The organism is Streptomyces sp. NPDC001851, from assembly GCF_040297165.1.
Classification (GTDB): domain Bacteria; phylum Actinomycetota; class Actinomycetes; order Streptomycetales; family Streptomycetaceae; genus Streptomyces.
Window position 1 is genome coordinate 98,141 of sequence record NZ_JBEOYR010000004.1, and the last position, 25,506, is coordinate 123,646.

Below are 25,506 nucleotides of genomic sequence, written 5' to 3' on the forward strand. Positions count from 1 at the left end.
GACCGTAATCGGCTCACGGGGATTGACTGCGAACGACTGCAGATCAACCCGTCGTCGACGCGTGAGGCAAGCCCTTGACTTCCGACCTGCTCGCTCCCCTCGACCTGGCGTTCTGGAACATCGAGTCCGACCGGCACCCGATGCACCTCGGCGCGCTCGGCGTCTTCGGTTGCCACTCGCCCACCGCCGGCGCCCATGCCGCCGACCTGCTCGCCGCCCGCGCCGCCGCCGTACCCGGGCTGCGCCTGCGCATCCGCGACGTGTGGCAGCCGCTCGCCTTCGGCGGCGCCACCCGGGAACCCGACCCGGACTTCGACCCGCTCAACCATGTACGGCTGCACGCGCCGGCCGCCGACTTCCACGCGGTCGCCGGCCGGCTCATGGAGCGCCCCCTGGAGCGCGGCCGGCCGCCGTGGGAGGCGCACGTCCTGCCCGGCGAGGACGGTGTCTCCTTCGCCGTCCTCTTCAAGTTCCACCACGCCCTCGCCGACGGGCTGCGCGCGCTGAAACTCGCCGCCGGCGTTCTCGACCCGGTGGACATGCCCGCACGGGCACCCCGCGCCATCGAGCCGCCGAGCGGCCTGCTGCCCGACATCCGCAAGCTTCCGGGGCTCCTCCCCGGACTGGTCAGGGGCGCGCTGTCCGACGTCGGCCGGGCGCTGGACATCGGGGCCTCGCTCGCCCGCTCCACCCTCGGCATGCGGCCCGTCTCCGCACTGACCTCCGCTCCGAGCGGTACCCGCCGCACCGCCGGAGTCGTCGTCGACATCGACGACGTGCACCGGGTGCGCAAGACCGCCGGGGGCACCGTGAACGACGTGCTCATCGCCGTGGTCGCCGGGGCGCTGCGCCGGTGGCTGGAGGAGCGCGGCGACGGCAGCAGGGGGGTGGCGCCCCGTGCCCTCATCCCCGTCTCCCGGCGCCGCCCGCGCACCGCCCATCCGCAGGGCAACCGGCTCTCCGGCTATCTGATACGGCTCCCCGTGCACGAGCCCGACCCGCTCGGCCGGCTCGACACCGTGCGCACCGCCATGCTCCGCAACAAGGACGCGGGGCCCGACCGGGGTGCCGGTGCCGTGGCGCTGCTCGCCGATCATGTCCCGGCCCTCGGCCACCGGCTCGGCGGACCGCTCGTCGGGCAGGCGGCCCGGCTGTGGTTCGACATCCTCGTCACCAGCGTGCCGCTGCCGGGGGTGGGCCTGCGGCTCGGCGGACACGAGCTGGCCGCGGTCTATCCGCTGGCCCCGCTCGCCCCGGGCCAGGCGCTGGCGGTGGCCATCTCCACGTACCGGGGACGGGTGCACTACGGGCTGGTGGCCGATGCGGAGGCCGTGCCGGACCTGGACCGGTTCGCCCACGCGGTGTCGGCCGAGGTGTCGACGCTGCTGTCGGTCTGCGACGTCTGACCCGGCCTCCGGCCGGACGGGCGTCCCCACCCGCACCACCCGCCGCTTTCGCCGCCGGATGCGGGCGGCCCCCGCGGGGCGCCTGCGCCCTCGGCGGCTTGCGGGTCTGCCGGTGGGTGCGGAGGGCTCGCCGTGAGGCGCCCGCGGGGCCGTCGTCGGGGGCGGCGCGGCCGGTGCCGGTGGTCTGCGGGCTTGCCGGTCGGTGGGCGGGGGCCGGTGCGGCGCGGGCGGCTCGCGGGGCGGCCGGGCGGGGTCCCGCCGGACCTCGTCGGCGAGCACATCCCACCCCCGCCCCACCCCCCGCGCCGGCGGCCGGCCACAAGCCGTCCGCGGCCGGCGCAGCGGCCCGATCATGCCCGGAGCGGGACGGGTTTGGCGGCGAGCCCCCGCGCTCCGTAAAATTCCCCGTTCGAAAGCGGGCGCGAGTCGGAGCGCTGCGCGGGTGATCAGGGAAGCGGCAGCGCGATGACGGTGACAGAGGACGGCTCCATGGCCTCCATGACCACGGACGAGGTGGTCTACGGGCCGGGTATCGACCCCGAGCGGCTGGCCGTCTGCCTGAGCGTGCTGGAGGAACTGGACCAGCTCGACGTCGACCACCCGGACGCGATCAAGGTCCGCCGGGCCACCTCGCAGATCTACCGCACGGTCAAGCAGCGCCGCCGCCAGGAGCGCCGCGCCGCCAAGACCGCGCACGACCGCGCCGTCACCGAGGCCACCGCCACCGGCTCCGCCGAGCGCATCGACGACGAGACCGAGGGCATCCTGCCCTCCTCCAAGGTCGAGGCCGGCAAGATCGCGGGCATACTCCAGCGCCCCCGCTCCTGCTACACCTGCAAGCAGCGCTACGTCGAGGTCGACTACTTCTACCACCAGCTCTGCCAGAAGTGCGCCGCCGAGAACCGCGCCAAGCGGGACGCCCGCACCGACCTCACCGGCAAGCGCGCCCTGCTCACCGGCGGCCGCGCCAAGATCGGCATGTACATCGCGCTGCGGCTGCTGCGTGACGGTGCGCACACCACCGTCACCACGCGCTTCCCCAAGGACGCGATCCGCCGCTTCAAGGCGATGGAGGACTCGGCGGACTGGCTGCACCGGCTGGAGGTCGTCGGCATCGACCTGCGCGACCCGGCGCAGGCCGTGGCCCTGGCCGAGCAGGTCGCCGAGGCGGGCCCGCTCGACATCCTGATCAACAACGCCACGCAGACCGTACGCCGCCTGCCCTCCGCGTACGCGGCCCTGGTGGAGGGCGAGAGCGCCCCGCTGCCCGCCGGTGAACTCCCCGCCCACCACGTCATCGGCGCCTTCAACTCCGGCGCCGTCGACGGCATCGCCGCGCTGCCCGTCGGCACCAGCGGCCTGGACGCGCAGAAGGTCGCCGACCTCGCCCTAGTCGCGGGCAACGCCAGCGTCGCCCGGCACCTCGACGGCACCGCCATCGACGCCGGCGGCCTCGTCCCCGACGTCGTCGACACCAACACCTGGGTGCAGACCATCGACCAGATCTCGCCGGTCGAGCTGCTCGAAACCCAGCTGTGCAACTACACGTCCCCGTTCATCCTGATCAGCGCCCTGCGCCCGGCGATGGCGGACGCCGCGAAGAAGGCCGCCAGCGGCCGGGCGTACGTCGTCAACGTCTCCGCGATGGAGGGCGTCTTCAGCCGCGGCTACAAGGGCGCCGGGCACCCGAACACCAACGCCGCGAAGGCGGCCATGAACATGGTCACGCGGACCAGCGCGCAGGAGATGTTCGACACGGACGGCATCCTCATGACCTCCGTCGACACCGGCTGGATCACCGACGAGCGTCCGCACTACGACAAGCTGCGCCTCGCCGAGGCCGGCTTCCACGCCCCCCTCGACCTGGTCGACGGCGCCGCCCGCGTCTACGACCCGATCGTCCGCGGCGAGGCGGGCGAGGACCTGTACGGCGTCTTCCTGAAGGACTACGCGCCGGGCAAGTGGTGATCAGGTGACCGGGTGACGCGCCGTCAGTGACCAGCCGGCGGCCGGGACGGCCGTCCCCGGTCAGTCGACGGCGCCGAGCCTGGAGTTCCGGGCCGCCACCAGTTCCAGCACCGTGCGCCAGTCCTCCAGCACACCCGCGTCGAAGCCCGCCGTGCGGCTCTCCGCGTCGGCCTGGCGCAGCCGCAGCAGATCGTCGTCGGCGGGAGCGGCGGGGTCGCGCTCCCCGCGCACCAGCCGGAACACCCGCTCCCCGAGCAGCGAGCGCACCGCCTCGGGCGCCCCGATGTCCTGGACCAGGCCGGCCACCTGGAGCTCCTTGTCGGCGGGGCGGCTGCGGCGCAGCAGCGCGGCGGTGCGCAGCGCGTGCTGGTGCCGGCCGGCGTACAGCAGATCCATCAGCTCCTCGACGCTGCGCGGCTCCATGCGTCAGTCCTTCCGCGAGACAGCCGTTGCCGCGTATGAGCAGACCATGGGGAGCTTGCGGCCCGGCCAACGGCACTTGAACTGCACCGCGTCCGGTCCGCAAGCCGAGACGGTTCGAAGACACGTTCGCAGACGTGGGCCGAGTGGGTGATTCGTCGTCCCGGTCGTGTGATGCGCGCAGTGCCAAATAGCTCCATATTGGAGGGCATTGAGGGGGTAATCGGCGTCCTATAGTTACACCTTGTTTGCACTCCCTATCGAGCGGCGGGCCGCTCATTTGGTTAATGTGGAGGGGACGGACAGCAGTACGGGTCCCACCCACACCCATCGTCCGTCCCGGGGCGAGCCGGTTGACAACGGCCTGCTCTGCATGACGTACCGGCGCCACCGCGTCCGAACTGGCCTTCCATCCAGACCCGAGCGGGCGTCGAGTGCCGAAGCACAGGTTGTCCGGCAGGCCCTGAGGGTGACCGACACATAAGGAGTGCGCGGTGACACCGGAGAAGACGAATCGCGAACAGCGCCCCAAGGAACGCACGGAGCGCGCGGGCCGACGGCCCGAAGAGCTCGGCAGCCTCGATGTGTGGGCCCGTTCGGCCCCGATCCGCCTCGCGGGCTACGAGGACGACCTCGCCGAGCCGCACATCCTGCCCAGCGTGGACTGACCGCCCGGGCCGGATGTTCGCGATCGCCGCGGCATGGGCGTGACCCGGCAGACTCACGCCCATGCCGATCAGAGAAGCCGCGGCCGGGGAGCGGCCGCGGATCTGACCCTTCTGGCACCGGATCGCCGCCGCCGAAACCTACGCCTGGGACCCGGAGACCTCCGAGGAGGAAGCCCGCGCCCTCGCCGGACACGTCCTGGCCGAGGCCAGGGCCCACGGCTACCGCGCGTGGTCTTCAACGCCGTGGTCGAGACGAATCCCGCGGTCGCCCTGGGGACCTCCCTCGGCTTCACCGTCCTCGGCACGGTCCCGGACGCCTTCGGCCACCCCCGCCACGGCAGAGTGGGCCTGCACCTCATGCACCGGTCGCTCGCCCGGTGCCTGGTGGGGCACCAGCCGGGCTCAGGCCCCGGTCACCGGTGCCGTCCGCCGCCAGGGGCGCCGCCGCTCCAGTTCCTCCGCCAGCTCCAGCAGGACCGCCTCCGCACCCGGGCGGCCCACGAGCTGTACGGCGCAGGGGGCGCCCGAGGGAAGGGTGCCGGACGGGACCGACATCGCGGGCCAGCCGGCCAGGTTCCAGGGCGGGGTGAAGGGGGAGTACGCGGTGTTGGCCAGGACGTTGTGCAGCCAGCCGCGTTCGTGCCACGGGCCGGCCGCGGGGGAGCGGCGGGCCAGGGCCGGGGTGAGCAGGACGTCGTACTCGGTGAAGAAGGGCGTCAGCCGGGCGCGCAGCCGCTCCCGGCCGTCCCCGGTGCGCACCGAGCGGACGAACAGCCGGCCCACCGCCGCGTGCACCCGGGTCCGCCGGGCCAGCCGCGTCCGGTCCAGGCCCTCGGCGTCCACCGCCGTGCCGGCCGTCCAGTGCCGCACCGCGGTCGCCCCCAGCGAGAGGGGATAGGGCGGCTCGGCGCGCCGCACGTAGTGCCCGGCCCGTGCCAGCACTCCGGCCGCCTCCCGGACCGCGCTCGTGTACGGCCTGCTCACGCCGACTCCGGCGATCGGGCTGCGCAGGGACACGGCGATCCGCGAGGTCCCCGGTTCCTCCCCGCGCGGAACGCCGTCGTCCGCCAGGACGTCCAGCATCAGCCGCAGATCCTCCACCGTGGTGGCGAGCGGACCGTTCTCCGCCATGCCGAACCAGTCACCGTTGCCGATCCCGGCCGGCACCACACCGTGCCCCGGCTTCAGCGTGACGAGACCGCAGTTCGCGGCCGGGATGCGCAGCGAGCCCATGCCGTCGTTGCCGAGCGCGAGGGGGACGAGGCCCGCGGCCACGGCGGCGGCGCTGCCGCCGGAGGAGCCGCCCGCCGTACGGGAGGTGTCCCACGGATTGCGGGCGGTGCCGTACGGGCCCTCCGTCGTGCCGAAGACGCACAGCTCGGGCACGTTCGTCAGGCCCACCACCACCGCACCGGCCGCCCGCAGCCGGGCCACCGTGACATGGTCCTCGGCTGCCGGGGTGTCGGGGGTCGCGGCGGAGCCGTCGCGCCGGGACTCGCCGCGCACCGCGAGGTTGTCCTTCACGGCCACGGGTACGCCGGCGAGCGGCAGTCGGGCCAGATCGGCGCGGGAGGCCACCTCGTCGGCCTCGGCGAGCGCCGCCTCGGCCCGCACCTTCCGGAACGCCCCGAGCCGTCCGTCGAGGCGCTCGATCCGGGCGAGGTGCCCGGCCACCACCTCGCGGGGCGTCACCCGCTTCTCGCGTACGGCGGCGGCTATCTCGGCGGCGGTCCGCCCGGCCCAGTCACCCACGGGCACTCCTTCGTCGGTCGTCGGCTACTCGCTGGTACGAATCAAGGCGCAGGGAGAACTGTGCACGGCCCGGCCGCCCACGTCGAGAGGCGGCCCGGCCGCACGGGTGCTCATGCCTGTCGCGCCGTCCCCGTACTGCCTCGCCCCGTCAGCCTCGGTACCGGCACCCCCACCGCCCGGGCCGCGTCCCCGTCCAGCAGCGCCAGCAGCTCACGTGCCGCCGTACGGCCGAACGCGGTGCTGTCGCGGGAGAGCGCGGACAGCCGCGGTGTGACCATGCGGCACAGGGCCGAGTCCTCCCAGGAGACCAGCGAGACGTCCCGCGGGACGCGGAGGCCGAGTTCGGCCGCGGCGGCGAGGCCGGCGACGGCCATCACGTCGTTGTCGTAGATCAGCGCGGTCGGGGCGGGGGAGCCGCCGAGCACCCGGCGGGTCACGGCCGCTCCCTGGGTGTCGGAGTAGTCGGTGGTCACCGAGCTCACCCCGGTCAGACCCCGGCGCTCCGCCTCCGCGCGCAGGGTGGAGATACGGCGCTCGGTGTGCGCCAGGCCGGGCAGACCCGCGATGTGCACGATCCGGCGATGGCCGAGGGCTGCCAACTCGTCCACCACGGACGCCATCGCGCCCGCGTCGTCCGCCCAGACCGTGGACAGACCGGCGTGACGCACATCGGACGCCCCTCCGATGACCACGGCGGGCAGGCCGAGTTCGTCCAGCAGGCCGGGGCGCGGGTCCTCGGCGCGCGGGTCCACCACCAGTACGCCGTCCACCCGGTGCTCCGCCCACCAGCGGCGGTACACCGCGCACTCCTCGCCCACGTCCTCGGCCACCTGGAAGAGGAGACCCAGATGGCGCTCCGCGAGCACTTCCTGGATGCCGGAGACGAGTTGCAGGAAGAACGAGTCGACGCCCAGGGTGTGCGCGGGCCGGGCCAGGACGAGACCGACCGTGGCCGCGCCCTCACCGGAGAGCGCGCGGGCCGCCGTACTGGGGCGCCAGCCCAGTTGCTCCGCGACCCCGCGGACCCGGGCGCGGGTGCTCTCGGAGACGCCGGGGCGGCCGTTGAGGGCGAAGGAGACCGCGCTCTCGGAGACTCCGGCACGGCGCGCGATGTCCTTCATCGTCGGCCGGCGCGCGGGTGATCGCTTCGACGCCACGTCATCCCTCGTCTCGCCCCGGACTAATGCGCTTGAGTGCGATGACCCTAAAGCGCATTAGCGACAGCGGCAAGACGTCGACCGGAACGGCCTCACCTGGACTAATGAAAAGGGGATTTCTTTAGCTGGGAACCGTGCATTGACTTCCTCCGAACGGCCCGGGCAAGGTCGCTGGCATCACCGCCGCCGACACCGCAAGGGAGCCGTGTCACCGTGCCCACATCCCGCAGAGCCCTCGCCGCCGCCGCCTTCCTCGCCCTCGTCCTGCCGCTGAGCGCCTGCGGCCCGGGCGGTGACGACGGCGGATCGACCGACGCCTCGGGCAAGGTCGAGGGCGGCATCACCTTCCAGACCTGGAACCTGCGCGCGAACTTCAAGCCGTACTTCGAGGGCCTGATCGCGGACTTCGAGAAGAAATACCCCGGCACCCAGGTGAAATGGATCGACCAGCCCGCCGAGGGCTACCCGGACAAGCTCAGTGCCGACGCCGGCGGCGGCACCCTGCCCGACGTCGTCAATGTCTCGCCGGACCTGGTCGCCCCGCTCGCCAGGGCGGGCCTCGCCCTGGACCTCGACAAGGCGGCCGGCACGTACCGGTCCGAGTACCTGGACGGGGCCTGGGCCAGCCACCGGGTGCCGGGCATGAGCGGCACGTACGCCTTCCCCTGGTACCTGAACACCGGCCCGCTCTTCTACAACAAGGCCCTGTTCACCAAGGCCGGACTCAGTCCCGGTAGGCCGCCGAGGACGTACGGCGAACTCTTCGCGGACGCCCTGCAGATGGCGAGGAAGAGCGGCGGCAGGGTCGCCACCCTCGCCAACGTGCCCACCATCGAGGACTTCGGCCGCTACGGCGTCCCCCTGATGAACCAGCAGGGCACCGCGTTCGCCTTCAACGACCCCAGGGGTGTCGAACTCCTCGGCAAGTACAAGGAGTTGTATGACGCCCACGCCCTCGACCCGCAGGCCCTGACCGCCACCCCGGAGTCCTCCGGCAAGAAGTTCCTCACCGGCGCCGTCGCCATGAACCCCGGCAGCGCCCTCGACCTCGGCAACTTCAGGAAGAACGCGCCGAGCCTGTACCGGAACATCGGCATCACCGACCAGATCACCAGCACCGGGCACGTCAACATGTACGTGATGGGTGTGATGGTCAACTCGCACACCAGGCACACCCCGGCCGCCGTCGCCTTCGCCCACTTCGTCACCGACGCGCAGCACCAGATGTCCTTCGCCAAGAAGGCCGCCATCTTCCCGAGCACCGCCGGCTCCCTGAACGACCCGTACTTCACCAAGCAGGACGGCACCGACGAGACCCGGGTGCGGATCGCCGCCGCCAAGTCCCTGAAGACGGCCGTGAACTACACGCCGGTGCTGTTCAGCGACCAGATGAAGACCGCGCTGCGCAACGAGGTGGCCAAGGCGCTCCAGGGCAAGGAGAGCCCCAAGCAGGCTCTCGACAACGCTGTCAACGCCGCCGACCGCCTCCTGCGGCAGGGCTGACCGGCCATGGCCACGCCTGTCCGCGTCCGGCGCCAGCTTCCGTTCAGCCCCTGGCTGTTCGCCGCGCCCGGGCTGCTGATCACCGGCGCCTTCGTGCTCTACCCGTTCGTCTCCACCCTGGTGAACTCCTTCACCGACCGCCGCACCCTGCTCCCCGGCCACTTCGTGGGCCTCGCCAACTTCCGCGAGCTGCTCCACGACGACATGTTCTGGACCGGCCTGCGCAACAGCACGCTGTACATCGCCGGAGTCGTACCGGCCCTGGTGGTACTGCCGCTGCTGCTCGCCCTGCTGGTGCAGAAGAACATCCCGGGCATCACGTTCTTCCGTTCCGCCTTCTACACCCCGGTCGTCGCCTCGATCGTGGTGGTCGGGCTGATCTGGGTGTGGCTGCTGGACGAACGCGGCCTGGTCAACTCGCTGCTGGAGACGATCGGGATCGGCCGGGTCGGCTTCCTCAGCGACCAGTGGCTGCTCCTGCTGAGCGCGATGGCCGTCACGGTCTGGAAGGGCCTCGGCTACTACATGATCATCTATCTGGCCGCGCTCGCGAACGTGCCGCGCGAACTGCACGAGGCCGCCGCCGTGGACGGCGCGGGACCGGTGCGCCGGTTCTTCTCGGTCACCGTGCCCGCCGTGCGCTCCACCATGGTGCTGGTCGCCGCGCTCTCCTCGGTCGCCGCCTTCAAGGTGTTCTCCGAGGTGTACCTGATGGCCGGCCCCGACGGCGGCCCGGCCGGCGAGGACACCACCCTCGTCATGCTCGTCCAGCGCACCGGCACCGGCCTGACCGGCCGCGTCGGCTACGCCTCCGCGCTCTCCGTCGTCGTCTTCGCCGTCACCGTCGCGCTGATGCTGCTGGTGCTGCGCGCCGACCGCGGGGAGGAGCCGTGAGCGTCCTGGAGAAGGTACGGCCCGAGCGGGCCCCCGCCCCGGAGCGGGAGCCGCGCGTCACCGACCAGCACGGCCGCCGCATCCGCGCCGGCGAGCTGGTCTGGCGCTACCTGCTGCTCCTCGCCGTCCTCGCGCTCACCGCCGGCCCGTTCCTGTGGCAGCTGGCCACCTCCCTGAAGGGCCCGACGGAGGACATCTACAGCTCACCGCCGAGCTTCCTGCCCGCACACCCGACCCTGCACAACTACACGCGGGTCGCCGACACCATCCCCGTCTGGGACTACGCCCTCAACTCCCTGAAGGTCGCCACCGCCAACGTCGTCACCAACTGCGTCGGCTCGGCACTCGCCGGGTACGCCCTGGCCCGGCTGCGCTTCCGCGGCCGGCGCGTGACCACGCTGGTGTTCGTGCTGGCGATGCTCGTGCCCGTCGAGGGCATCGTGATCGCCCAGTTCACCACCATGCGCGAACTCGGCCTGAACAACACCCTCGTCGGCGTCGTGCTGCCCGGCGCGGTCGGCGCGATGAACGTGCTGCTGATGCGGGGCGCCTTCCGCAACCTGCCGTACGAGATCGAGGAGGCGGCCTACGTCGACGGCGCCGACGTCTGGCAGCGGTTCCTGCGCGTCGCCCTGCCCTCGGTGAAGGGCACGGTGGCCGTCGTCGCGATCTTCGCCTTCATGGGCGCCTGGGACGACTTCCTGTGGCCGCTGATCGTGCTCAGCGACCCGTCCAGGTTCACCCTGACCATCGGCCTCGACTATCTGCACGGCACCTTCGCCGCCGACGAACGCCTGGTCGCCGCCGGCACCGTGATCGCCGTGGCCCCGCTCATCGCCCTGTTCGCCTGCCTCCAGCGGTACTTCTTCCGCGGGGTCGGCGAGGGCGCCGTCAAGGGCTGACCATCCGTACGCCACAAGGACACCCCATGCCTCCTGCCGTGCGCTTCGGCGTCAACTACACCCCGAGCGACGGGTGGTTCCACCACTGGCTCGACTTCGACCTCGACTCCGTGCGCGCCGACCTCGACGCGATCGCCGCGCTCGGCCTCGACCACATCCGCGTCTTCCCGCTGTGGCCCTACTTCCAGCCCAACCGCACCCTGATCCGCCCGCGCGCCGTCGAGCAGCTCGTGGCCCTCGCCGACGCCGCCGCCGAACGGGGCCTGGACGTCAGCGTGGACGGCCTGCAGGGCCACTTGAGCAGCTTCGACTTCCTGCCCGCCTGGACGCGCACCTGGCACCGGCGCAACCTCTTCACCGACCCCTGCGTGGTCGAGGGCCAGGCCGCCTACCTGCGCACCCTCGCCGCCGCCCTCGCCGACCGGCCGCACTTCATCGGCATGACCGTCGGCAACGAGGTCAACCAGTTCGCCGCGCCACCCCACCCCGACCCCGACCGCGTCACCTCCGCGGAGGCCGAGCGGTGGCTCGTACGGATGCTGGCCGCCTGCGCCGAGGGCGCCCCGGGCCGGCTCCATCTGCACGCCTCCTACGACGCCGCCTGGTACCAGGACGACCAGCCCTTCACCCCCGGCCACTCCGCCCGCCTCGGCGACCTCACCGCCGTACACTCCTGGATCTTCAACGGCACCGCCCAGCGCCACGGCCGCACCTCCGTGCCGGCCGAACACCACGCCGCCTACCTCGCCGAGCTCAGCAAGGCCTGGGCGGACACCCCCCACCGGCCGGTGTGGCTGCAGGAGGTCGGCGCACCCGCGCCGCTCGTGCCCGCCGAGCACGCCGCCGCCTTCGCCGAGGCGACCGTCGCACACGCCCTCGACTGCCCGGACCTGTGGGGCGTCACCTGGTGGTGCTCCCACGACGTCTCCCGCGACCTCGCCGACTTCCCCGCGCTCGAATACGGGCTCGGGCTGTTCGGCACCGACCAGCGGCCCAAGGACATCGCACGCGTCCTGGCCGAGGCGGCCCGCCGGCCGCACCCGGCCCCCGCCGTACGCACCACGGCCCTCGTCGTCCCCGGCGATCCGGGCCGCCGCTCCCGCTGCGCCCCCGGCGGAGCCGTCTTCGACGCCTTCTTCCGGCTGGTCGCCGACGGCGCCCGCCCCACCACCGTCCTCGACACCCGCGCCGACGACAAGGACCACCTCGCCGCGCGCGGCATCACCGAGGTCGTCACTCCCGGCCAGGTACTCCCCACCCCACCCGGAGGCACCCGCTCGTGAACCCCGCCAGACGCACCGTCCTGGCCGCCGGCGCCGCCGCGCTGCTCCCCGTGCCCGCCGTCGCGGCCGCCCGCCCCAAGGCCGCGACCCCGCCGTACGCCTCCTACTGGTACCCGGACTCGCTCCCCTCCGGCAGCCCGGGCAGCGGCATCACCTGGCGCAGCCTGAAGAGCTGGCGCGCGGCCGACGACCCCGACCTCGCCTTCAACGCCGCGTCCGTGCCGCTCGCCCCCCGCTTCACCCCGACCCCGGCGAACCCCACCGCCCGCTGCGGACAGGCCCGCGTCCAGGCGCTGGTCTCCTTCGGGCCGACCTCCGGCAACCCCGCACAGGGCTCGGCCACCGCCGACTACTACGCCCTCACCCACTGGGCCTATCTGGACGAGCTGGTCTTCTGGGGCGGCTCGGCCGGCGAGGGCCTGATCCTCGCGCCCAACGCACCGGTCGTGGACGCGGCCCACCGGCACGGCGTCCCGGTGCTGGGCACCGTCTTCCTGCCCCCGGTCGCGTACGGCGGGCAGCTGCGGTGGACCCGGGACCTGGTGCAGCAGGACGCCGCGGGGCACCACCCGCTCGCCGCACAACTCGTCGCGGTCGCCGCGGCCCACGGCTTCGACGGCTGGTTCCTGAACGCCGAGACCGGCGGCGGCAACACCGCGCTGGGCCAGGCCGTGCTCGGCTTCGTCAAGGAGCTGAAGGCGCTCGGGGCGGCGCGCGGACAGCGGGTGACCTGGTACGACGCGATGACCGTGCACGGCACGGTCGGCTGGCAGGGCGCGCTGGACAGTCAGAACCAGGCCTTCTTCCAGGCCGCCGACGACATGTTCGTGGACTTCCGGTGGAGCGCCGGCACGCTCGCGGCCTCGGGCACGAAGGCCCGCCGACTGGGCCGCAGCCGGTACGAGGTGTGGGCCGGCGTCGACGTCGAGTCGAACGGATCCGGCACGTCCGTGGACTGGGACGCGATCGTGCCGGCCGGCAGACCGCACGTCACCTCGATCGGCTTCTACCGGCCGGAGTGGACCCGCGACCACCTGCCCGCCGGCCGGCGCGCCCCCGAGGACTTCCACGCCGCCGACGACCGGTTCTGGACCGGGCGGTCGCCGGACCCGTCCCGTCCGGACGCGAGCGATCCATGGCGGGCGCCGGCGGTGTCGGTCGCCGACCGCTCGACGGTGACCTCGCTGCCGTTCGCCACCGTGTTCAACACCGGGCACGGGCTGCGCTGGTACGAGGACGGGGCGGTCACCTCCGACCGGGCCTGGAACCACCTCGGGCTCCAGGACCGGTTGCCGGCGCGGCGGTGGGTGGTGCGCACGGCGGGGGAGCGGCCGGTGGTCTCCTTCGACTTCGCCGCTGCCTGGCGGGGCGGGAGCAGTGTGCTGGTGGACGGCGCACTGGACCAGCCCGCGGTGGTGGACCTGTACGCGACCCGGCTGCCGATCGGTGGGCACACGGTTGTCGAGCTGACGTTCCGGACGGATGCGGGGGCGGTGAACGCCGAGCTGGCCGTGGCCACTGCCGAGCCGGGCTCACCGGGTGGGACACCGCCGTACACCTATCTGCCGGTGACCTCGGCCACCGGCTGGCAGACCGTGCGCGTGCCGCTCACCGGGCTGCCCGGGACCGGCCACGCGATGACCGTCCATGCGCTCGGGGTGCGGCTCACCGCGACCGACGGCCCCGTGAAGTGGCGGCTGGGCGGACTCGCCGTCAGGGACGCGGCACAGACCCCGGCCGCCCCCTCCGGCCTGCGGATCACCGCGGCCTCCAGCGGTGACCTGCGCCTCGCCTGGCATCCGTCCCCCGGCGGCGTACGCCACTACACCCTGCACCGGCTCCTGCCCGACGGCACCCGCCGCTTCCTCGGCGGCACCTGCCAGCAGGCCTGGTTCGCCGCGGGCCTCCGGCCCGAACAGGGCGAGCGGGCGGCGCGGTTCGAACTGCGTGCCGTGGGGGAGCTGTACACATCGTCGGCCCCCGTGACCGTGACCCACACCTGGTAACCGTCCCCTGCCTTGGAGACCACTCCGCATGCATGACGACCGCAGCCTGGTCGAAGCCCGCCTCCGGCGCGTCCTCGACGAACGCATCCGCCCCGCCGTGTACCCCGAGTCAGTGCCGCTGCGGGTCGCGGTCTGGCACGCGCCCGGCGAGCCCGTGCCGGTCGCGGAGGGAATCGCCGCCGAACCGGAGCCCCTCCGGGTCGGCGCCCGCTGGGGTGCTCCCTGGGGCACGAGCTGGTTCCGGGTGACCGGGACCGTGCCCGGGGCGTGGGCCGGGAGGACCGTCGAGGCCCTGCTCGACCTCGGCTTCGACGAGAACATGCCCGGCTTCCAGTGCGAGGGCCTGGTCTACCGGCCCGACGGCACCCCGGTGAAGGGCCTGAACCCGCGCAACCAGTGGGTGCGCGTCGGCGCGCCCGCCGAGGGCGGCGAGGAGGTGCGCCTGCACATCGAGGCCGCCTCCAACCCGGTCATCCTCGACTACCACCCCTTCCTGCCGACGAAGCTCGGCGACAAGGAGACGGCCGGCAGCGAGCCGCAGTACACCCTCACCCGCATGGACCTCGCCGTCTTCGACGAGTCGGTGTGGCAGCTGGTCATGGACCTGGAGGTGCTCGGCGAGCTGATGGCCGAGCTGCCCGTGGACTCCGCGCGCCGGTACGACATCCTGCGCGCCGTCGAGCGGGCCCTCGACGCCGTGGACCTGCAGGACGTGAACGGCACGGCGGACCGGGCCCGCCAGCGGCTCACCGGGGTGCTGTCGGCCCCCGCCGTACCGTCCGCGCACCGGATCAGCGCCGTCGGGCACGCGCACATCGACTCGGCGTGGCTGTGGCCGCTGCGCGAGACGGTGCGCAAGGTGGCCCGTACGACCTCCAGCATGACCGCGCTGACCGAGGACGAGCCGGAGTTCGTCTTCGCCATGTCCCAGGCACAGCAGTGGGCGTGGGTGAAGGAGCACCGGCCCGAGGTGTGGGCGCGGGTGAAGAAGGCCGTCACCGAGGGGCGGTTCGTGCCGGCCGGCGGGATGTGGGTGGAGTCGGACACCAACATGCCGGGTTCGGAGGCGATGGCCCGGCAGTTCGTGCACGGCAAGCGGTTCTTCCTCGACGAGTTCGGCGTCGAGAACGAGGAGGCCTGGCTGCCCGACACCTTCGGCTTCGCCGCGGGCCTGCCGCAGATCATCAGGGCGGCCGGCTCGAAGTGGCTGCTGACCCAGAAGATCTCCTGGTCGCGGACGAACACGTTCCCGCACCACACCTTCTGGTGGGAGGGCATCGACGGCACCCGGATCTTCACCCACTTCCCGCCCGTCGACACCTACAACTGCTCCATGAAGGGCAGCGAGATCGCCCACGCGGCACGCAACTTCAAGGACAAGGGCCGGGCCCGGCACTCGCTCGCGCCCACCGGCTGGGGCGACGGAGGCGGCGGCACGACCCGCGAGATGGTCGCCAAGGCGGCCCGGCTGCGCGACCTGGAAGGCTCGGCGACCGTCGTCTGGGAGACACCCCGCGCCTTCTTCGAGAAGGCCGAGGCCGAGTACCCCGATGCACCGGTCTGGGCCGGCGAGCTGTACCTCGAACTGCACCGCGCCACCCTCACCAGCCAGGCGAAGACCAAGCAGGGCAACCGGCGCAGCGAACACCTGCTCCGCGAGGCGGAACTGTGGGCGGCGACCGCCGCCGTACGCACCGGGTTCCGCTATCCCCACGAGGAGCTGGACCGGATCTGGAAGACGGTCCTGCTGCACCAGTTCCACGACATCCTGCCCGGCTCCTCGATCGCCTGGGTGCACCGGGAGGCGCGGGCGACGTACGAGCGGATCGCCGGCGAGCTGAACGGCATCATCGAGGCCGCCCAGCGCGCCCTGGCGGGCGAGGGCACCGCCGCCCTCGTCTTCAACGCGGCCCCGCACCCCCGCGCAGGCGTGCCCGCCGGGGGTGCGGCCACGCCGCACACGGACGGTGCGACGACGCTCGTGCCGCGCCCGGACGGCGGACACGTCCTGGACAACGGCCTGCTGCGGATCGAGATCGACGCCCGGGGACTGATCGTCTCCACCCGCGACATCGAGGCCGACCGCGAGGTGATCGCCCCCGGCGCCGCCGCGAACCTCCTGCAGCTGCACCCCGACTTCCCGAACATGTGGGACGCCTGGGACGTGGACGAGTTCTACCGGAACACGGTCACGGACCTCACGGACGCGGACGAGGTCGGCGCCGGCGAGGACGGGAGCTCCGTGCGGATCGTCCGCTCCTTCGGCGGCTCCCGCGTCACCCAGGTGCTGTCGCTGCCGCCGGGGGAGCGACGCCTGGTGCTGGACACGGAGGTCGACTGGCACGAGACGGAGAAGTTCCTGAAGCTGGCCTTCCCGCTCGACCTGCACGCCGAACGCTGCGCGTCCGAGACCCAGTTCGGGCACGTCTTCCGGCCGACGCACACCAACACCTCCTGGGAGGCGGCCAAGTTCGAGGCGTGCAACCACCGCTTCGTCCACCTGGAGGAACCCGGCTGGGGCGTGGCGGTCGTCAACGACTCGACGTACGGCCACGACGTGACCCGCACGGTGCGCACCGGAGGCGACCGCGGTACGACGACCACGCTCCGGGTCTCCCTCCTGCGTGCCCCGCGCTTCCCCGACCCCGAGACCGACCAGGGCGTCCACCGCTTCCGGCACGCCCTGCTCCCCGGCGCCTCGATCGCCGACGCGGTCCGCGAGGGCTGGCGCGTCAACCTGCCCGAACGGCACCTGCGCGGCTCCCACGAGGTCGCCCCGCTGGTCACCGTCGACAACGACGCCGTCGTGATCACGGCGGTCAAGCTCGCCGACGACGGCAGCGGTGACGTGGTGGTCCGCTTCCACGAGGCCCACGGCGGCCGTGCCGGGGCCACCCTGACGGCCGGCTTCGAGGTCGCGGACGTCACGGTGACGGACCTGCTGGAGCGCCCGACCGGCGACACCGAGCCGCCGGCGCGGGACGGCGAGCGGATCACCGTACGACTGCGGCCGTTCGAGCTGATGACCCTGAGGCTGCGCAGGGCGTGCACCCGGACGGCGCGGACGAGCCGGCCGAGGGGGCAGGCCGGAGCACCCGCACGGGGCCGGTCAGGAGCTCAGCTGCGCCCGTAGCCACTCCTCCACCTCGCCCACATGGGCCGCTGCCGCCGCCCGTGCCGCCTCCGGGTCGCGGGCGGTGAGGGCGCGGTGGATGGCGGCGTGTTCGCGGCGGGTGCGGGTGAACGCGCCCTCCTCCTGGTAGCCGCGCCAGACCCGGGCGCGGAAGGTGCGCGAGGACAGGCCCTCCAGGATCGCGGCCATGGTCTCGTTGCCCGCCGCGGCGGCGATCTCGCGGTGGAAGGCGAGGTCGTGCGCGAGGATCACCTCGGGGTCGTCGGTGGCGTTCATCGCCGCCAAGTGCGCCCCGACGGCGGCCAGTCGGTCGTCGGTGATGCGTGCGGCGGCCAGTGCCGTCGCCGTCGACTCCAGGATGCGCCGCACCTGGAGAAGCTCCACCAGACGCGGGCCCCGGGACAGGTCCGCGACCACCCCGAAGGTCTCCAGCAGATCGCCGGCCTCCAGCGCGGTGACGTAGATCCCCGAGCCGTGCCGGGCCTCCAGGACGCCCATCACGGTCAGTGCGCGGATCGCCTCCCGCATCGAGCTGCGCGAGATGCCCAGCCGCGCGGCGAGATCCCGCTCGGTGGGCAGTCGCTGGCCCGGCTCCAGCCGGCCCTCGGCGATCATCGCCTTGATCTCCTCGATGGCGCGCTGGGTCACCGTGCCCTTCTGCGGCACTTCTTCCTCGTCCACGCCACTCTCCCTCCCCGTGTGTGCCGCAGTGTAGCCAGCCAAGTGGTCCGACCACTACGGCCAACTAGGCCCCTGGATACCGGATTTATCCGTGCGCGAGGGTGTTGACGCGGCTTATTGGTCTGATAAGTATGCGGCGTCTGCTCGAACACCCCGACGAGGAGCCGCGAGATGCCCGCCAGCACTGTCAGGAAGCGCAGCAGGTCCCGGATCACCGGCGCGACGGCCCTGGTTGCCGGCGCCCCGCTCCCGACGACGTCCTCGGCCACGCCGTCATGCGCCGCGCCGTGGCCCCGGTGAAGGTCGCCACCGGCGAACACGTGCCCCACCGGACCGCCTTCACCCAGCTGCTCCAGGCGGGCGCCCTCGATATCGTGCCCGCACGCGGGCGGGGTCGGCCTGTGCGGACTCGTCCAGCACCTGGCGATGTTCGACCACCGGCCGTGTCCGGCACCACCGAGGACCGGGTCATCGAGTACGCCGACCACCTCCACGAGCACTGCGTCACCCCGGCCGTCATCCGCACCGGCCACTACCGCACCCACCGCACCCGGCTTCTGCGCCGCCCTGCGCCCGGAGTCGGTCGCGCGGTGCACCTTCCCCGACGGCACCTACCGGACCGCCGGCCCCGACACCCAGAAAGGACAGGTCGCATGAGCGACTTCGAGGGCCTGAGGGCCCTGGTCACCGGCGGCGCGTCCGGCATCGGCCGGGCCACCGCCGACCTCCTCGCCGCCCGCGGCGCCCGGGTCGCCGTCCTCGACCGGGACACCACGGGCATCGACAAGCCGCTCCTCGCCCACCGCGCCGACGTCACCGACGACACCTCGGTCCGTGCGGCCGTCGAGCGCGCCGCCGAGGACCTCGGCGGCCTGGACATCCTGGTCAACAATGCCGGGACCGGAGCCCAGGGCACCGTCGAGGACAACGACGACGCCGAATGGCACCGCGTCTTCGACATCAACGTCCTCGGCATGGTCCGCACCGCCCGCGCCGCCCTGCCGCACCTGCGCCGCTCCTCGCACGCCGCGATCGTCAACACCTGCTCCATCGCGGCCACCGCCGGACTGCCCCGGCGCGCCCTGTACGGCGCCACCAAGGGCGCCGTCTACTCCCTGACCCTCGCCATGGCCGCCGACCACGTCCGCGAGGGCATCCGGGTCAACTGCGTCAACCCCGGCACGGTGGACACCCCGTGGATCGGCCGGCTGCTGGACGCGGCCCCCGACCCGGCCGCCGAACGCGCCGCCCTCCAGGCCCGCCAACCCCTCGGACGCCTGGTCTCCGCCGCCGAAGTGGCGGGTGCCATCGCCTACTTGGCCGGCCCGCTGTCCGGGGCCACCACCGGCACCGCACTCGCCGTCGACGGCGGCATGCAGGGCCTCAGGCTGCGGCCGGTGAGCCAGTGAGGAGGCTCGGCCGCAGCGGCGTCGAGGTCACCCCGCTCGGCTTCGGCGCCGCCGCGCTCGGCAACCTCTACACCCCGCTGGACGACGAGCAGGCCCACGACGCCGTACGCGCCGCCTGGCAGCGGGGCATCCGGTACTTCGACACGGCCCCGCACTACGGCCTCGGCCTGTCCGAACACCGGCTCGGCGCGGCCCTGCGGGCGTACGACCGCGCCGGCTACACCGTCTCCACCAAGGTCGGCCGCCGCCTCGACCCGGCCGACGGCACGGGCGACGACCTCGCCCACGGCTTCGCCGTACCCGCCACCCACCGCCGCGTGTGGGACTTCACCGCCGACGGCGTCCGCCGCACCCTGGAGGCGAGCCTCACCCGCCTCGGCCTGGACCGGGTCGACGTCGTCTACCTGCACGACCCCGACGACCACGCCGAGCAGGCCTTCCGCGAGGGCTACCCGGCCCTGGAGAAACTGCGCGCCGAAGGCGTCGTCGGCGCGATCGGCGCGGGCATGAACCAGACCGCCATGCTCACCCGGTTCGTCCGCGACACCGACGTGGACGTGGTCCTGTGCGCGGGCCGCTACACCCTGCTCGACCACGGCACCGCCGCCGAACTGCTGCCCACGGCCGCCGACCACGGGGTGTCGGTCGTCCTCGGCGGCGTCTTCAACTCGGGCCTGCTGGTGGACCCGAGGCCCGAGTCGACGTACGACTACCGTCCGGCGCCACCGGAGGCGCTGCACCGCGCCCTGCGCATGAAGGCGGTCGCCGAACGGCACGGCACCACCCTGCGCGCCGCCGCACTGGCCTTCGCCGCCGGCCACCCGGCCGTCTCCTGCGTGCTGGCCGGTCCCCGCTCCGCCGCCGAAGTCCACGACTGCGCCGACCGGTTCGCGACCCCGGTGCCGCCGGAGTTCTGGCAGGAGCTGAGGGAGTCCGGACTGCTGCCCCGGCAAGGGGGCCCCGCATGAGAGCCGCAGGCTCCCGGCCTGCCCGGGGCCGCCGCGCCCCACCCCCGACTCACCTTCACACTGGATCACTTGGGCAAGCCGCCGATCGCCTCCGGGGAACGCGAACCCCGGGCGTCGGCCGTGCGCGCACCGGCTGTTCCCCCCACACCGTCGCCACACTCTCCGGCCCGGTCATGACTGGCCGGTGTGCGCCCTGGCGGCCGGCTGCACCGAAGTGCCCGTCGCGACAGCAGAGCTGACCGCCGGCCCAGGCGAGACGGAACGCCGGGCCCTCCGGGAGGGCACCGCCACCGCCGTCCACCGTCTGTGAGGCCACAATGGCCACATGACCGACCATCAGCCCCACGCGTCCGCCCGTCCCTTGCTGCGCCGTCCCGAGGACGGCGAACTCATCGACGTCGCCGGCGTCGCGCACTTCTTCCGGCTCACCGGCGAACACACGGGCGGCACCTTCGCCTTCGAGGAGTTCCGCCTCGCCCCCGGCACCGTCGGGGCCCGGCCGCATGTGCACGACGGACACGACGAGTACTTCTACGTCCTGGAAGGAGAGCTGACGCTCCACACCGGCGACGGCGAGGTGACGGCCGGCCCGGGGCACCTGCTCGCCGCCACCCGCGGCACCCCGCACGGCTTCCGCAACGCCGGCCAGGTCCCGGCCCGCGCACTGTGCCTCTACACCCCGGCCGGCTACGAGAACTACTTCCGGGACGTGCACGCCGCCGTGAGCGCCGGGGCCGAGGCGACCGACGAGTTGCTGGCCGAGTTCCGCGGCCGCTACCGCACCCGGTCACACCCCCGCTCATGACCGCCGGGCCACCGCCGCCAGCCGCGTCGGTGGCAGGTACTCCCGCACATACGTCCGCTCCCAGCACGCGCCCGACTCCCGCAGCTCATGCCAGGTGGTGTAGCGGTAGCGGAAGAGCCGGGCCCGGACGTAGCGGGGCGGGGTGTCCGGCGGGAAGGGGGAGCGGCGCAGCAGGCGCAGGGTGTCGCGGTCGTTCTCCAGCAGGCGTTCCACCAGGCCGCCGAACCAGTCGCCGGCGTAGCCGGGGGACAGTGCCGCGAACCACATCAGCCAGTCCAGGCGCAGATGGTACGGGGCGAACTGGCGCGGCCAGTGCCGGGTGTCCCCGGGCTTCCCCCGGAACTCGTACTCCCGCCAGTCCGAGTCCTCCCGGGGCACGGCGTCCAGCGTGCCCTCCACCACCACCTCGTAGCGGACCCGGCTGACACTGCCGAACGCGCCGTAGGTGTTCACCAGGTGCAGCGGGTCGAAGGAGCGGTTCATGACCTGGCGGCGGGAGATCATGTTGACCACCGGGTGGTAGCTCAGGAAGAGCAGCAGCGCGGCGACCGCGAGCACCAGCACCTCGTACCACAGCGGTGCCGGCGGCACGGACGGCGCGGACCCGGGAATCCGGAGCGCGGGCAGGGCCAGCACGATGGTGATCCAGTTCAGCCAGGAGAAGTTGCCGGACAGCACCAGCCACAGCTGGGTGACGATCATCAGGGCGGCGGCGGCCGACGCGATCGGCTGCGGTGTGAACAGCAGCACCGGTACCACCAGTTGGGTGACGTGGTTGGCGGCCACCTCGACCCGGTGCAGCGGCTTCGGCAGATGGTGGAAGAACCAGCTCAGCGGGCCCGGCATGGGCTGTGTCTCGTGGTGGTAGTAGAGGCAGGTCAGCTTCCGCCAGCACGGGTCGCCCCGCATCTTGATCAGCCCGGCGCCGAACTCCACCCGGAACAGGATCCAGCGCAGCAGGAACAGCACCACGACCGGCGGCGCCACCGCGTCGTTGCCGAGGAACGCGGCCAGGAACCCCGTTTCCAGCAGCAGTGACTCCCAGCCGAACGCGTACCAGGTCTGGCCCACGTTGACGACCGACAGGTACAGCGCCCACGGCAGCAGCCACAGCGGGATCCCGGCCCAGAGCGGCAGCAGCGAGTCGGCGCCGGCGAGCAGGGCCGCCGACACCGCGGCGCCGGTCCAGGCGCAGCCCGCGAAGAAGCGGTCGGAGTAGTGCAGATGGAACAGGCTGGGGGCGCGTGTGAAGGGGATCCGGGCCACGAAGCGGGGGATCGGCAGCATGCCGCGTTCGCCCAGCAGGGCACGGAACTGCAGGGCCGCCGTCAGGAACGCGACCAGGTACACGGAGGCCAGGGCCCGCTGGAAGACCAGCCGGCTCAGCCAGTAGTCGTCAGCGGTGAACCAGTGCATCATGGCCTTCCCCGAGTTGCCAGCCAGGCGGCCACGATGCGCACCAGGGGAAGATGTCACCCACAGTGACGCGGAGTGTACGCTGGGGGCGTCCGCCGGATCCGTCGTCGAGGTCGAAGAATCGCACGAATCCTGGCAAGGTGGCCCCATGGCAGAGCGGGGAGCGAGTGCCGTGTCACTGCCGGCGGACCGGCCCGCCCACCCGGATCCGATCCTGGCGCTCAACCGCATGGGCACCTTCGACTGGGACCTGGACACGGGTCTGTTCCACATGGACGCCCAGGCGTACGAGGTGTTCGACCTGCTGCCCGAGGAGTACGACGGGCGCCCCGAGTCGCTGGCCGTCCGCGTGCCGCCGCCCGAGGCGGCCCGCCTGGACGCGGCGGTGGCCCGGGCCATCAAGGACGGCAGCGAGAACTACGGCGCCTACTTCCGCATCCGCCGCCGTGACGGCACCCCGCGCTGGACCCACAGCCAGGGCTACATCCGCCGGGACCGCACCGGCCGCCCGCGCCGGGTCGTCGGCATCGTCCGCGACGCCACCGAGGAGCTCGCCGAGAGCGCGGAGCGCAGTCTGCGGGCCGCCCAGGACGAGGCGTTCCGCCAGCAGACGAACGTCGTCCAGGCCGTCTCCGCCGCCCTCGCCCACGCCCGCAGCGTCCACGACGTCATCGACGCCCTCAAGAACACCCACGGCATCCGTCACCTCGGCGCGGCCAGCCTGGTGATGGGCCTGGTGGAGGCCGGGCGCATCCGGCTCGTCGCCGAGGGACCCGCCGGTGCCTCCGTCCCCGGCACCCAGGTCACCCGGATCGACGAGCCGTACCCGATGAGTGAGGTCGTCCGCACCCTCCTGCCGAGGTTCATCGAGTCCCCGGAGGAGTTCGCCGAGGGCTACCCGATCCTGTGGCCGCACCTCACCGGCCTGCGCGTCACCTCGGCCGCCTATCTCCCGCTGATCGCCCAGGCCCGCCCGATCGGCGCGATGGGGCTGCTCTACAACGACCGGCGCGGCTTCTCCACCGAGGAACGCGCCGTCCTGGTCGCGCTCGGCTCCAGCATCGCGCAGAGCCTGCAGCGGGCCATGCTCTACGAGCAGGAGAAGGACGTCGCCGAGGGCCTCCAGCAGGCCATGCTGCCCCGCACCATCCCCAGCGTCCGCGGCGCCGACACAGCCGTCCGCTACCGCGCCGCCACCGCCGCGGGCACCCTCGGCCGGGACATCGGCGGCGACTGGTACGACCTGATCCCGCTGCCCGGCGGCCGGGTCGGCGCGGTCATCGGCGACGTCCAGGGCCACGACACGCACGCGGCGGCCGTCATGGGCCAGCTGCGGATCGTGCTGCGCGCCTACGCCGCCGAGGGACACCCGCCGGCCACTGTGATGGCCCGCGCCTCGGTGTTCCTCCACGAACTCGACACCGACCGCTTCGCCACCTGTCTGTACGCCGAGGCCGACCTGTCCACCGGCGTCGTCCAGGCGGTCCGCGCCGGGCACATCGACCCGCTGATCCGGCAGGGCGACGGCACCTGCCACCGGGTCCCGGTCGAGGGCGGGCTGCCGCTCGGCCTGTCCGCCGAGTTCGGCCGCCTGGAGTACCCGGTCTCCACCCTCGAACTCGATCCCGGCCACACCCTGCTGCTGTGCACCGACGGGCTCGTCGAACAGCCCGGCACCGACCTCGACGACGGCATGCGCCGCCTGACGGCACTCGTCACGGACGGCCCCGAGGACGTGGGGGCGCTCGCCGACCGGCTGATCCAGCTGGCCGAGGAGCGGGGCGGCGACGACGACGTGGCGCTGCTCCTGCTGCGCCGGCGCGTCCCGGAGGCCCCGCGGGCGGGCGGCCGGCTCCAGCAGCATGTGGCCCCCGGCGATCCCGAGGCGCTCGCCCAGGCCCGGCACCTGATCCGGGCCGCGGTCCGCTCCTGGGGCCACCGTGATCGCGCCGACGAGATCGAGCTGGTCGCCGACGAGCTGATCACCAACGCGCTGATGCACACCGAGGGCTCGGCGATCGTGACGCTGCGGGCCCTCGGCGACGGGGTCCGCAGGCTGCGGATCGAGGTCGAGGACTCCTCCAGCGCCCTGCCGCGCCGCCGTGAGGCGGGCGAGGACGGCGTCTCCGGCCGGGGCCTGCTCCTCGTGGAGAGCCTCGCCGACGCGTGGGGCGTGGAGGCACGCGGCGGCGGCAAGGCGGTGTGGTGCGAGTTCCGGCGCACCGCCTGAAGGGCGTCGTCGGTACCGGATGGCACCCTGGACGTATGCCGGAACTGCCCGAGGTGGAAGCGCTCAAGGACTTTCTCACCGAGCACCTGGTCGGCCGCCGGGTGGCGCGGGTGCTGCCGGTCGCCGTGAGCGTGCTGAAGACGTACGACCCCCCGGTCACCGCCCTGGAGGGCGCCGAGGTGACGGCCGTGCGCCGGCACGGCAAGTTCCTGGACCTGGCGGCGGACAGCGGGCTGCACCTGGTGACCCACCTGGCCCGGGCCGGCTGGCTGCAGTGGAGGGACCGGCTGCCGGACGGCCCGCCCAGGCCGGGCAAGGGCCCCCTCGCGCTGCGCGTGGCGCTGGAGACCGGCGAGGGCTTCGACCTCACCGAGGCCGGCACCCAGAAGCGCCTCGCGGTGTACGTCGTCCGTGATCCGCGGCAGGTCGAGGGCATCGCCCGGCTCGGCCCGGACCCGCTGGCCGCCGACTTCGACGAGGAGCGGTTCGCCGCCCTGCTCAGGGACGAGAGGCGGCAGCTGAAGGGCGCGCTGCGCGACCAGTCGCTGATCGCGGGCGTCGGCAACGCCTACAGCGACGAGATCCTGCACGCCGCGAAGATGTCCCCGTTCAAGCTCGCCGCGTCCCTGACCGACGAGGAGACCCGCCGGCTGTACGAGGCGCTGCGCGGCACGCTCACCGAGGCGGTCGAGCGCTCCCGGGGCGTGGCCGCGGGACGGCTGAAGTCCGAGAAGAAGAGCGGACTGCGGGTCCACGGCCGTACCGGCGAGGCGTGCCCGGTGTGCGGTGACACCATCCGTGAGGTCTCCTTCAGCGACTTCTCGCTGCAGTACTGCCCCACCTGCCAGACGGGCGGCAAGCCCCTGGCGGACCGCAGACTGTCCCGGCTGCTGAAATGAGCCCCG

18 protein-coding genes and 3 pseudogenes are annotated in these 25,506 nt (G+C 73.1%); 16 read left to right on the plus strand and 5 right to left on the minus strand.

The window, feature by feature from the left end; translation table 11 throughout:
• The first annotated feature begins 74 nt into the window (after nucleotides 1-74).
• Both ABT171_RS07110 and ABT171_RS07115 read left to right on the plus strand, forming a co-directional pair.
• The gene (locus ABT171_RS07110) at nucleotides 75-1,406 is read left to right on the plus strand and encodes a wax ester/triacylglycerol synthase family O-acyltransferase (RefSeq protein ID WP_351240673.1); all 1,332 of its coding nucleotides are present in this window, start codon (nucleotides 75-77) and stop codon (nucleotides 1,404-1,406) included.
• Nucleotides 1,407-1,871: 465 nt separating this feature from the next.
• Nucleotides 1,872-3,374 carry an SDR family NAD(P)-dependent oxidoreductase gene (locus ABT171_RS07115; protein ID WP_351240674.1) on the plus strand — a complete coding sequence of 501 codons (1,503 nt, stop codon included), beginning with the start codon at nucleotides 1,872-1,874 and terminating at the stop codon, nucleotides 3,372-3,374.
• A gap of 60 nt (nucleotides 3,375-3,434) precedes the next feature.
• On the opposite strand, the gene ABT171_RS07120 is transcribed toward ABT171_RS07115, so the two are convergent.
• The gene (locus tag ABT171_RS07120; protein ID WP_351240676.1) at nucleotides 3,435-3,797 is read right to left on the minus strand and encodes a hypothetical protein; all 363 of its coding nucleotides are present in this window, start codon (nucleotides 3,795-3,797) and stop codon (nucleotides 3,435-3,437) included.
• A 491-nt stretch (nucleotides 3,798-4,288) separates the two neighbouring features.
• On the opposite strand from ABT171_RS07120, the gene ABT171_RS07125 reads away from it, so the two are divergent.
• Together ABT171_RS07125 and ABT171_RS07130 are read left to right on the plus strand one after the other, a co-directional pair.
• Nucleotides 4,289-4,462: a hypothetical protein gene (locus ABT171_RS07125; protein ID WP_351240678.1), complete on the plus strand. Its 174-nt coding sequence runs from the start codon at nucleotides 4,289-4,291 to the stop codon at nucleotides 4,460-4,462.
• Between the two features lie 121 nt (nucleotides 4,463-4,583).
• A pseudogene (locus ABT171_RS07130) lies at nucleotides 4,584-4,834 on the plus strand (GNAT family N-acetyltransferase); the annotation flags it as partial.
• Nucleotides 4,835-4,864: 30 nt separating this feature from the next.
• Here ABT171_RS07130 and ABT171_RS07135 read toward each other — a convergent pair.
• Both ABT171_RS07135 and ABT171_RS07140 read right to left on the minus strand, forming a co-directional pair.
• A complete protein-coding gene (locus tag ABT171_RS07135; RefSeq protein ID WP_351240680.1) occupies nucleotides 4,865-6,214 on the minus strand; it encodes an amidase in 1,350 nt (449 codons plus the stop codon).
• Nucleotides 6,215-6,324: 110 nt separating this feature from the next.
• Nucleotides 6,325-7,371, minus strand: coding sequence for a LacI family DNA-binding transcriptional regulator (locus ABT171_RS07140; protein WP_351240682.1), 1,047 nt, complete (start codon nucleotides 7,369-7,371; stop codon nucleotides 6,325-6,327).
• Between the two features lie 213 nt (nucleotides 7,372-7,584).
• On the opposite strand from ABT171_RS07140, the gene ABT171_RS07145 reads away from it, so the two are divergent.
• From ABT171_RS07145 to ABT171_RS07170, 6 genes and pseudogenes are all read left to right on the plus strand, one after another.
• Nucleotides 7,585-8,874, plus strand: a complete 1,290-nt coding sequence (locus tag ABT171_RS07145; protein ID WP_351240684.1) for an ABC transporter substrate-binding protein — start codon at nucleotides 7,585-7,587, stop codon at nucleotides 8,872-8,874.
• Nucleotides 8,875-8,880: 6 nt separating this feature from the next.
• Complete coding sequence (locus ABT171_RS07150) at nucleotides 8,881-9,768, plus strand: carbohydrate ABC transporter permease (protein ID WP_351240686.1); 888 nt, start codon at nucleotides 8,881-8,883, stop codon at nucleotides 9,766-9,768.
• A complete protein-coding gene (locus ABT171_RS07155) occupies nucleotides 9,765-10,670 on the plus strand; it encodes a carbohydrate ABC transporter permease (RefSeq protein ID WP_351240688.1) in 906 nt (301 codons plus the stop codon). The genes ABT171_RS07150 and ABT171_RS07155 overlap by 4 nt, the downstream gene beginning before the upstream one ends.
• A gap of 26 nt (nucleotides 10,671-10,696) precedes the next feature.
• Nucleotides 10,697-11,953 carry a glycoside hydrolase 5 family protein gene (locus ABT171_RS07160; protein WP_351240690.1) on the plus strand — a complete coding sequence of 419 codons (1,257 nt, stop codon included), beginning with the start codon at nucleotides 10,697-10,699 and terminating at the stop codon, nucleotides 11,951-11,953.
• A complete protein-coding gene (locus ABT171_RS07165) occupies nucleotides 11,950-13,959 on the plus strand; it encodes an endo-beta-N-acetylglucosaminidase (RefSeq protein ID WP_351240692.1) in 2,010 nt (669 codons plus the stop codon). The genes ABT171_RS07160 and ABT171_RS07165 overlap by 4 nt, the downstream gene beginning before the upstream one ends.
• 28 nt (nucleotides 13,960-13,987) lie before the next feature.
• Nucleotides 13,988-17,005 (plus strand): annotated as a pseudogene (locus tag ABT171_RS07170) (alpha-mannosidase); the annotation flags it as partial.
• A gap of 63 nt (nucleotides 17,006-17,068) precedes the next feature.
• Here the strand turns inward: ABT171_RS07170 and ABT171_RS07175 are convergent.
• On the minus strand, nucleotides 17,069-17,773 hold the full coding sequence (locus ABT171_RS07175) for a FadR/GntR family transcriptional regulator (RefSeq protein WP_351240694.1): 705 nt from the start codon (nucleotides 17,771-17,773) through the stop codon (nucleotides 17,069-17,071).
• A 245-nt stretch (nucleotides 17,774-18,018) separates the two neighbouring features.
• Here ABT171_RS07175 and ABT171_RS07180 point away from each other — a divergent pair.
• From ABT171_RS07180 to ABT171_RS07195, 4 genes and pseudogenes are all read left to right on the plus strand, one after another.
• Nucleotides 18,019-18,430: pseudogene (locus ABT171_RS07180) on the plus strand (fuconate dehydratase); the annotation flags it as partial.
• Nucleotides 18,427-19,182, plus strand: a complete 756-nt coding sequence (locus ABT171_RS07185) for an SDR family NAD(P)-dependent oxidoreductase (protein WP_351240696.1) — start codon at nucleotides 18,427-18,429, stop codon at nucleotides 19,180-19,182. The pseudogene ABT171_RS07180 and the gene ABT171_RS07185, both read left to right, overlap by 4 nt.
• The gene (locus tag ABT171_RS07190; RefSeq protein ID WP_351240698.1) at nucleotides 19,179-20,150 is read left to right on the plus strand and encodes an aldo/keto reductase; all 972 of its coding nucleotides are present in this window, start codon (nucleotides 19,179-19,181) and stop codon (nucleotides 20,148-20,150) included. Before ABT171_RS07185 ends, ABT171_RS07190 begins: the two co-directional genes overlap by 4 nt.
• 325 nt (nucleotides 20,151-20,475) lie before the next feature.
• Complete coding sequence (locus tag ABT171_RS07195) at nucleotides 20,476-20,955, plus strand: cupin domain-containing protein (protein WP_351240700.1); 480 nt, start codon at nucleotides 20,476-20,478, stop codon at nucleotides 20,953-20,955.
• On the opposite strand, the gene ABT171_RS07200 is transcribed toward ABT171_RS07195, so the two are convergent.
• The gene (locus tag ABT171_RS07200) at nucleotides 20,950-22,371 is read right to left on the minus strand and encodes a lipase maturation factor family protein (protein WP_351241099.1); all 1,422 of its coding nucleotides are present in this window, start codon (nucleotides 22,369-22,371) and stop codon (nucleotides 20,950-20,952) included. The genes ABT171_RS07195 and ABT171_RS07200 overlap by 6 nt on opposite strands.
• A 148-nt stretch (nucleotides 22,372-22,519) precedes the next feature.
• Between ABT171_RS07200 and ABT171_RS07205 the strand changes: the two genes are divergently transcribed.
• The gene (locus tag ABT171_RS07205; RefSeq protein WP_351240702.1) at nucleotides 22,520-24,601 is read left to right on the plus strand and encodes a SpoIIE family protein phosphatase; all 2,082 of its coding nucleotides are present in this window, start codon (nucleotides 22,520-22,522) and stop codon (nucleotides 24,599-24,601) included.
• Between the two features lie 35 nt (nucleotides 24,602-24,636).
• Entirely contained in the window at nucleotides 24,637-25,500 is an 864-nt protein-coding gene (locus ABT171_RS07210; RefSeq protein WP_351240704.1) for an Fpg/Nei family DNA glycosylase, read from the plus strand.
• Nucleotides 25,501-25,506 lie beyond the last annotated feature (6 nt).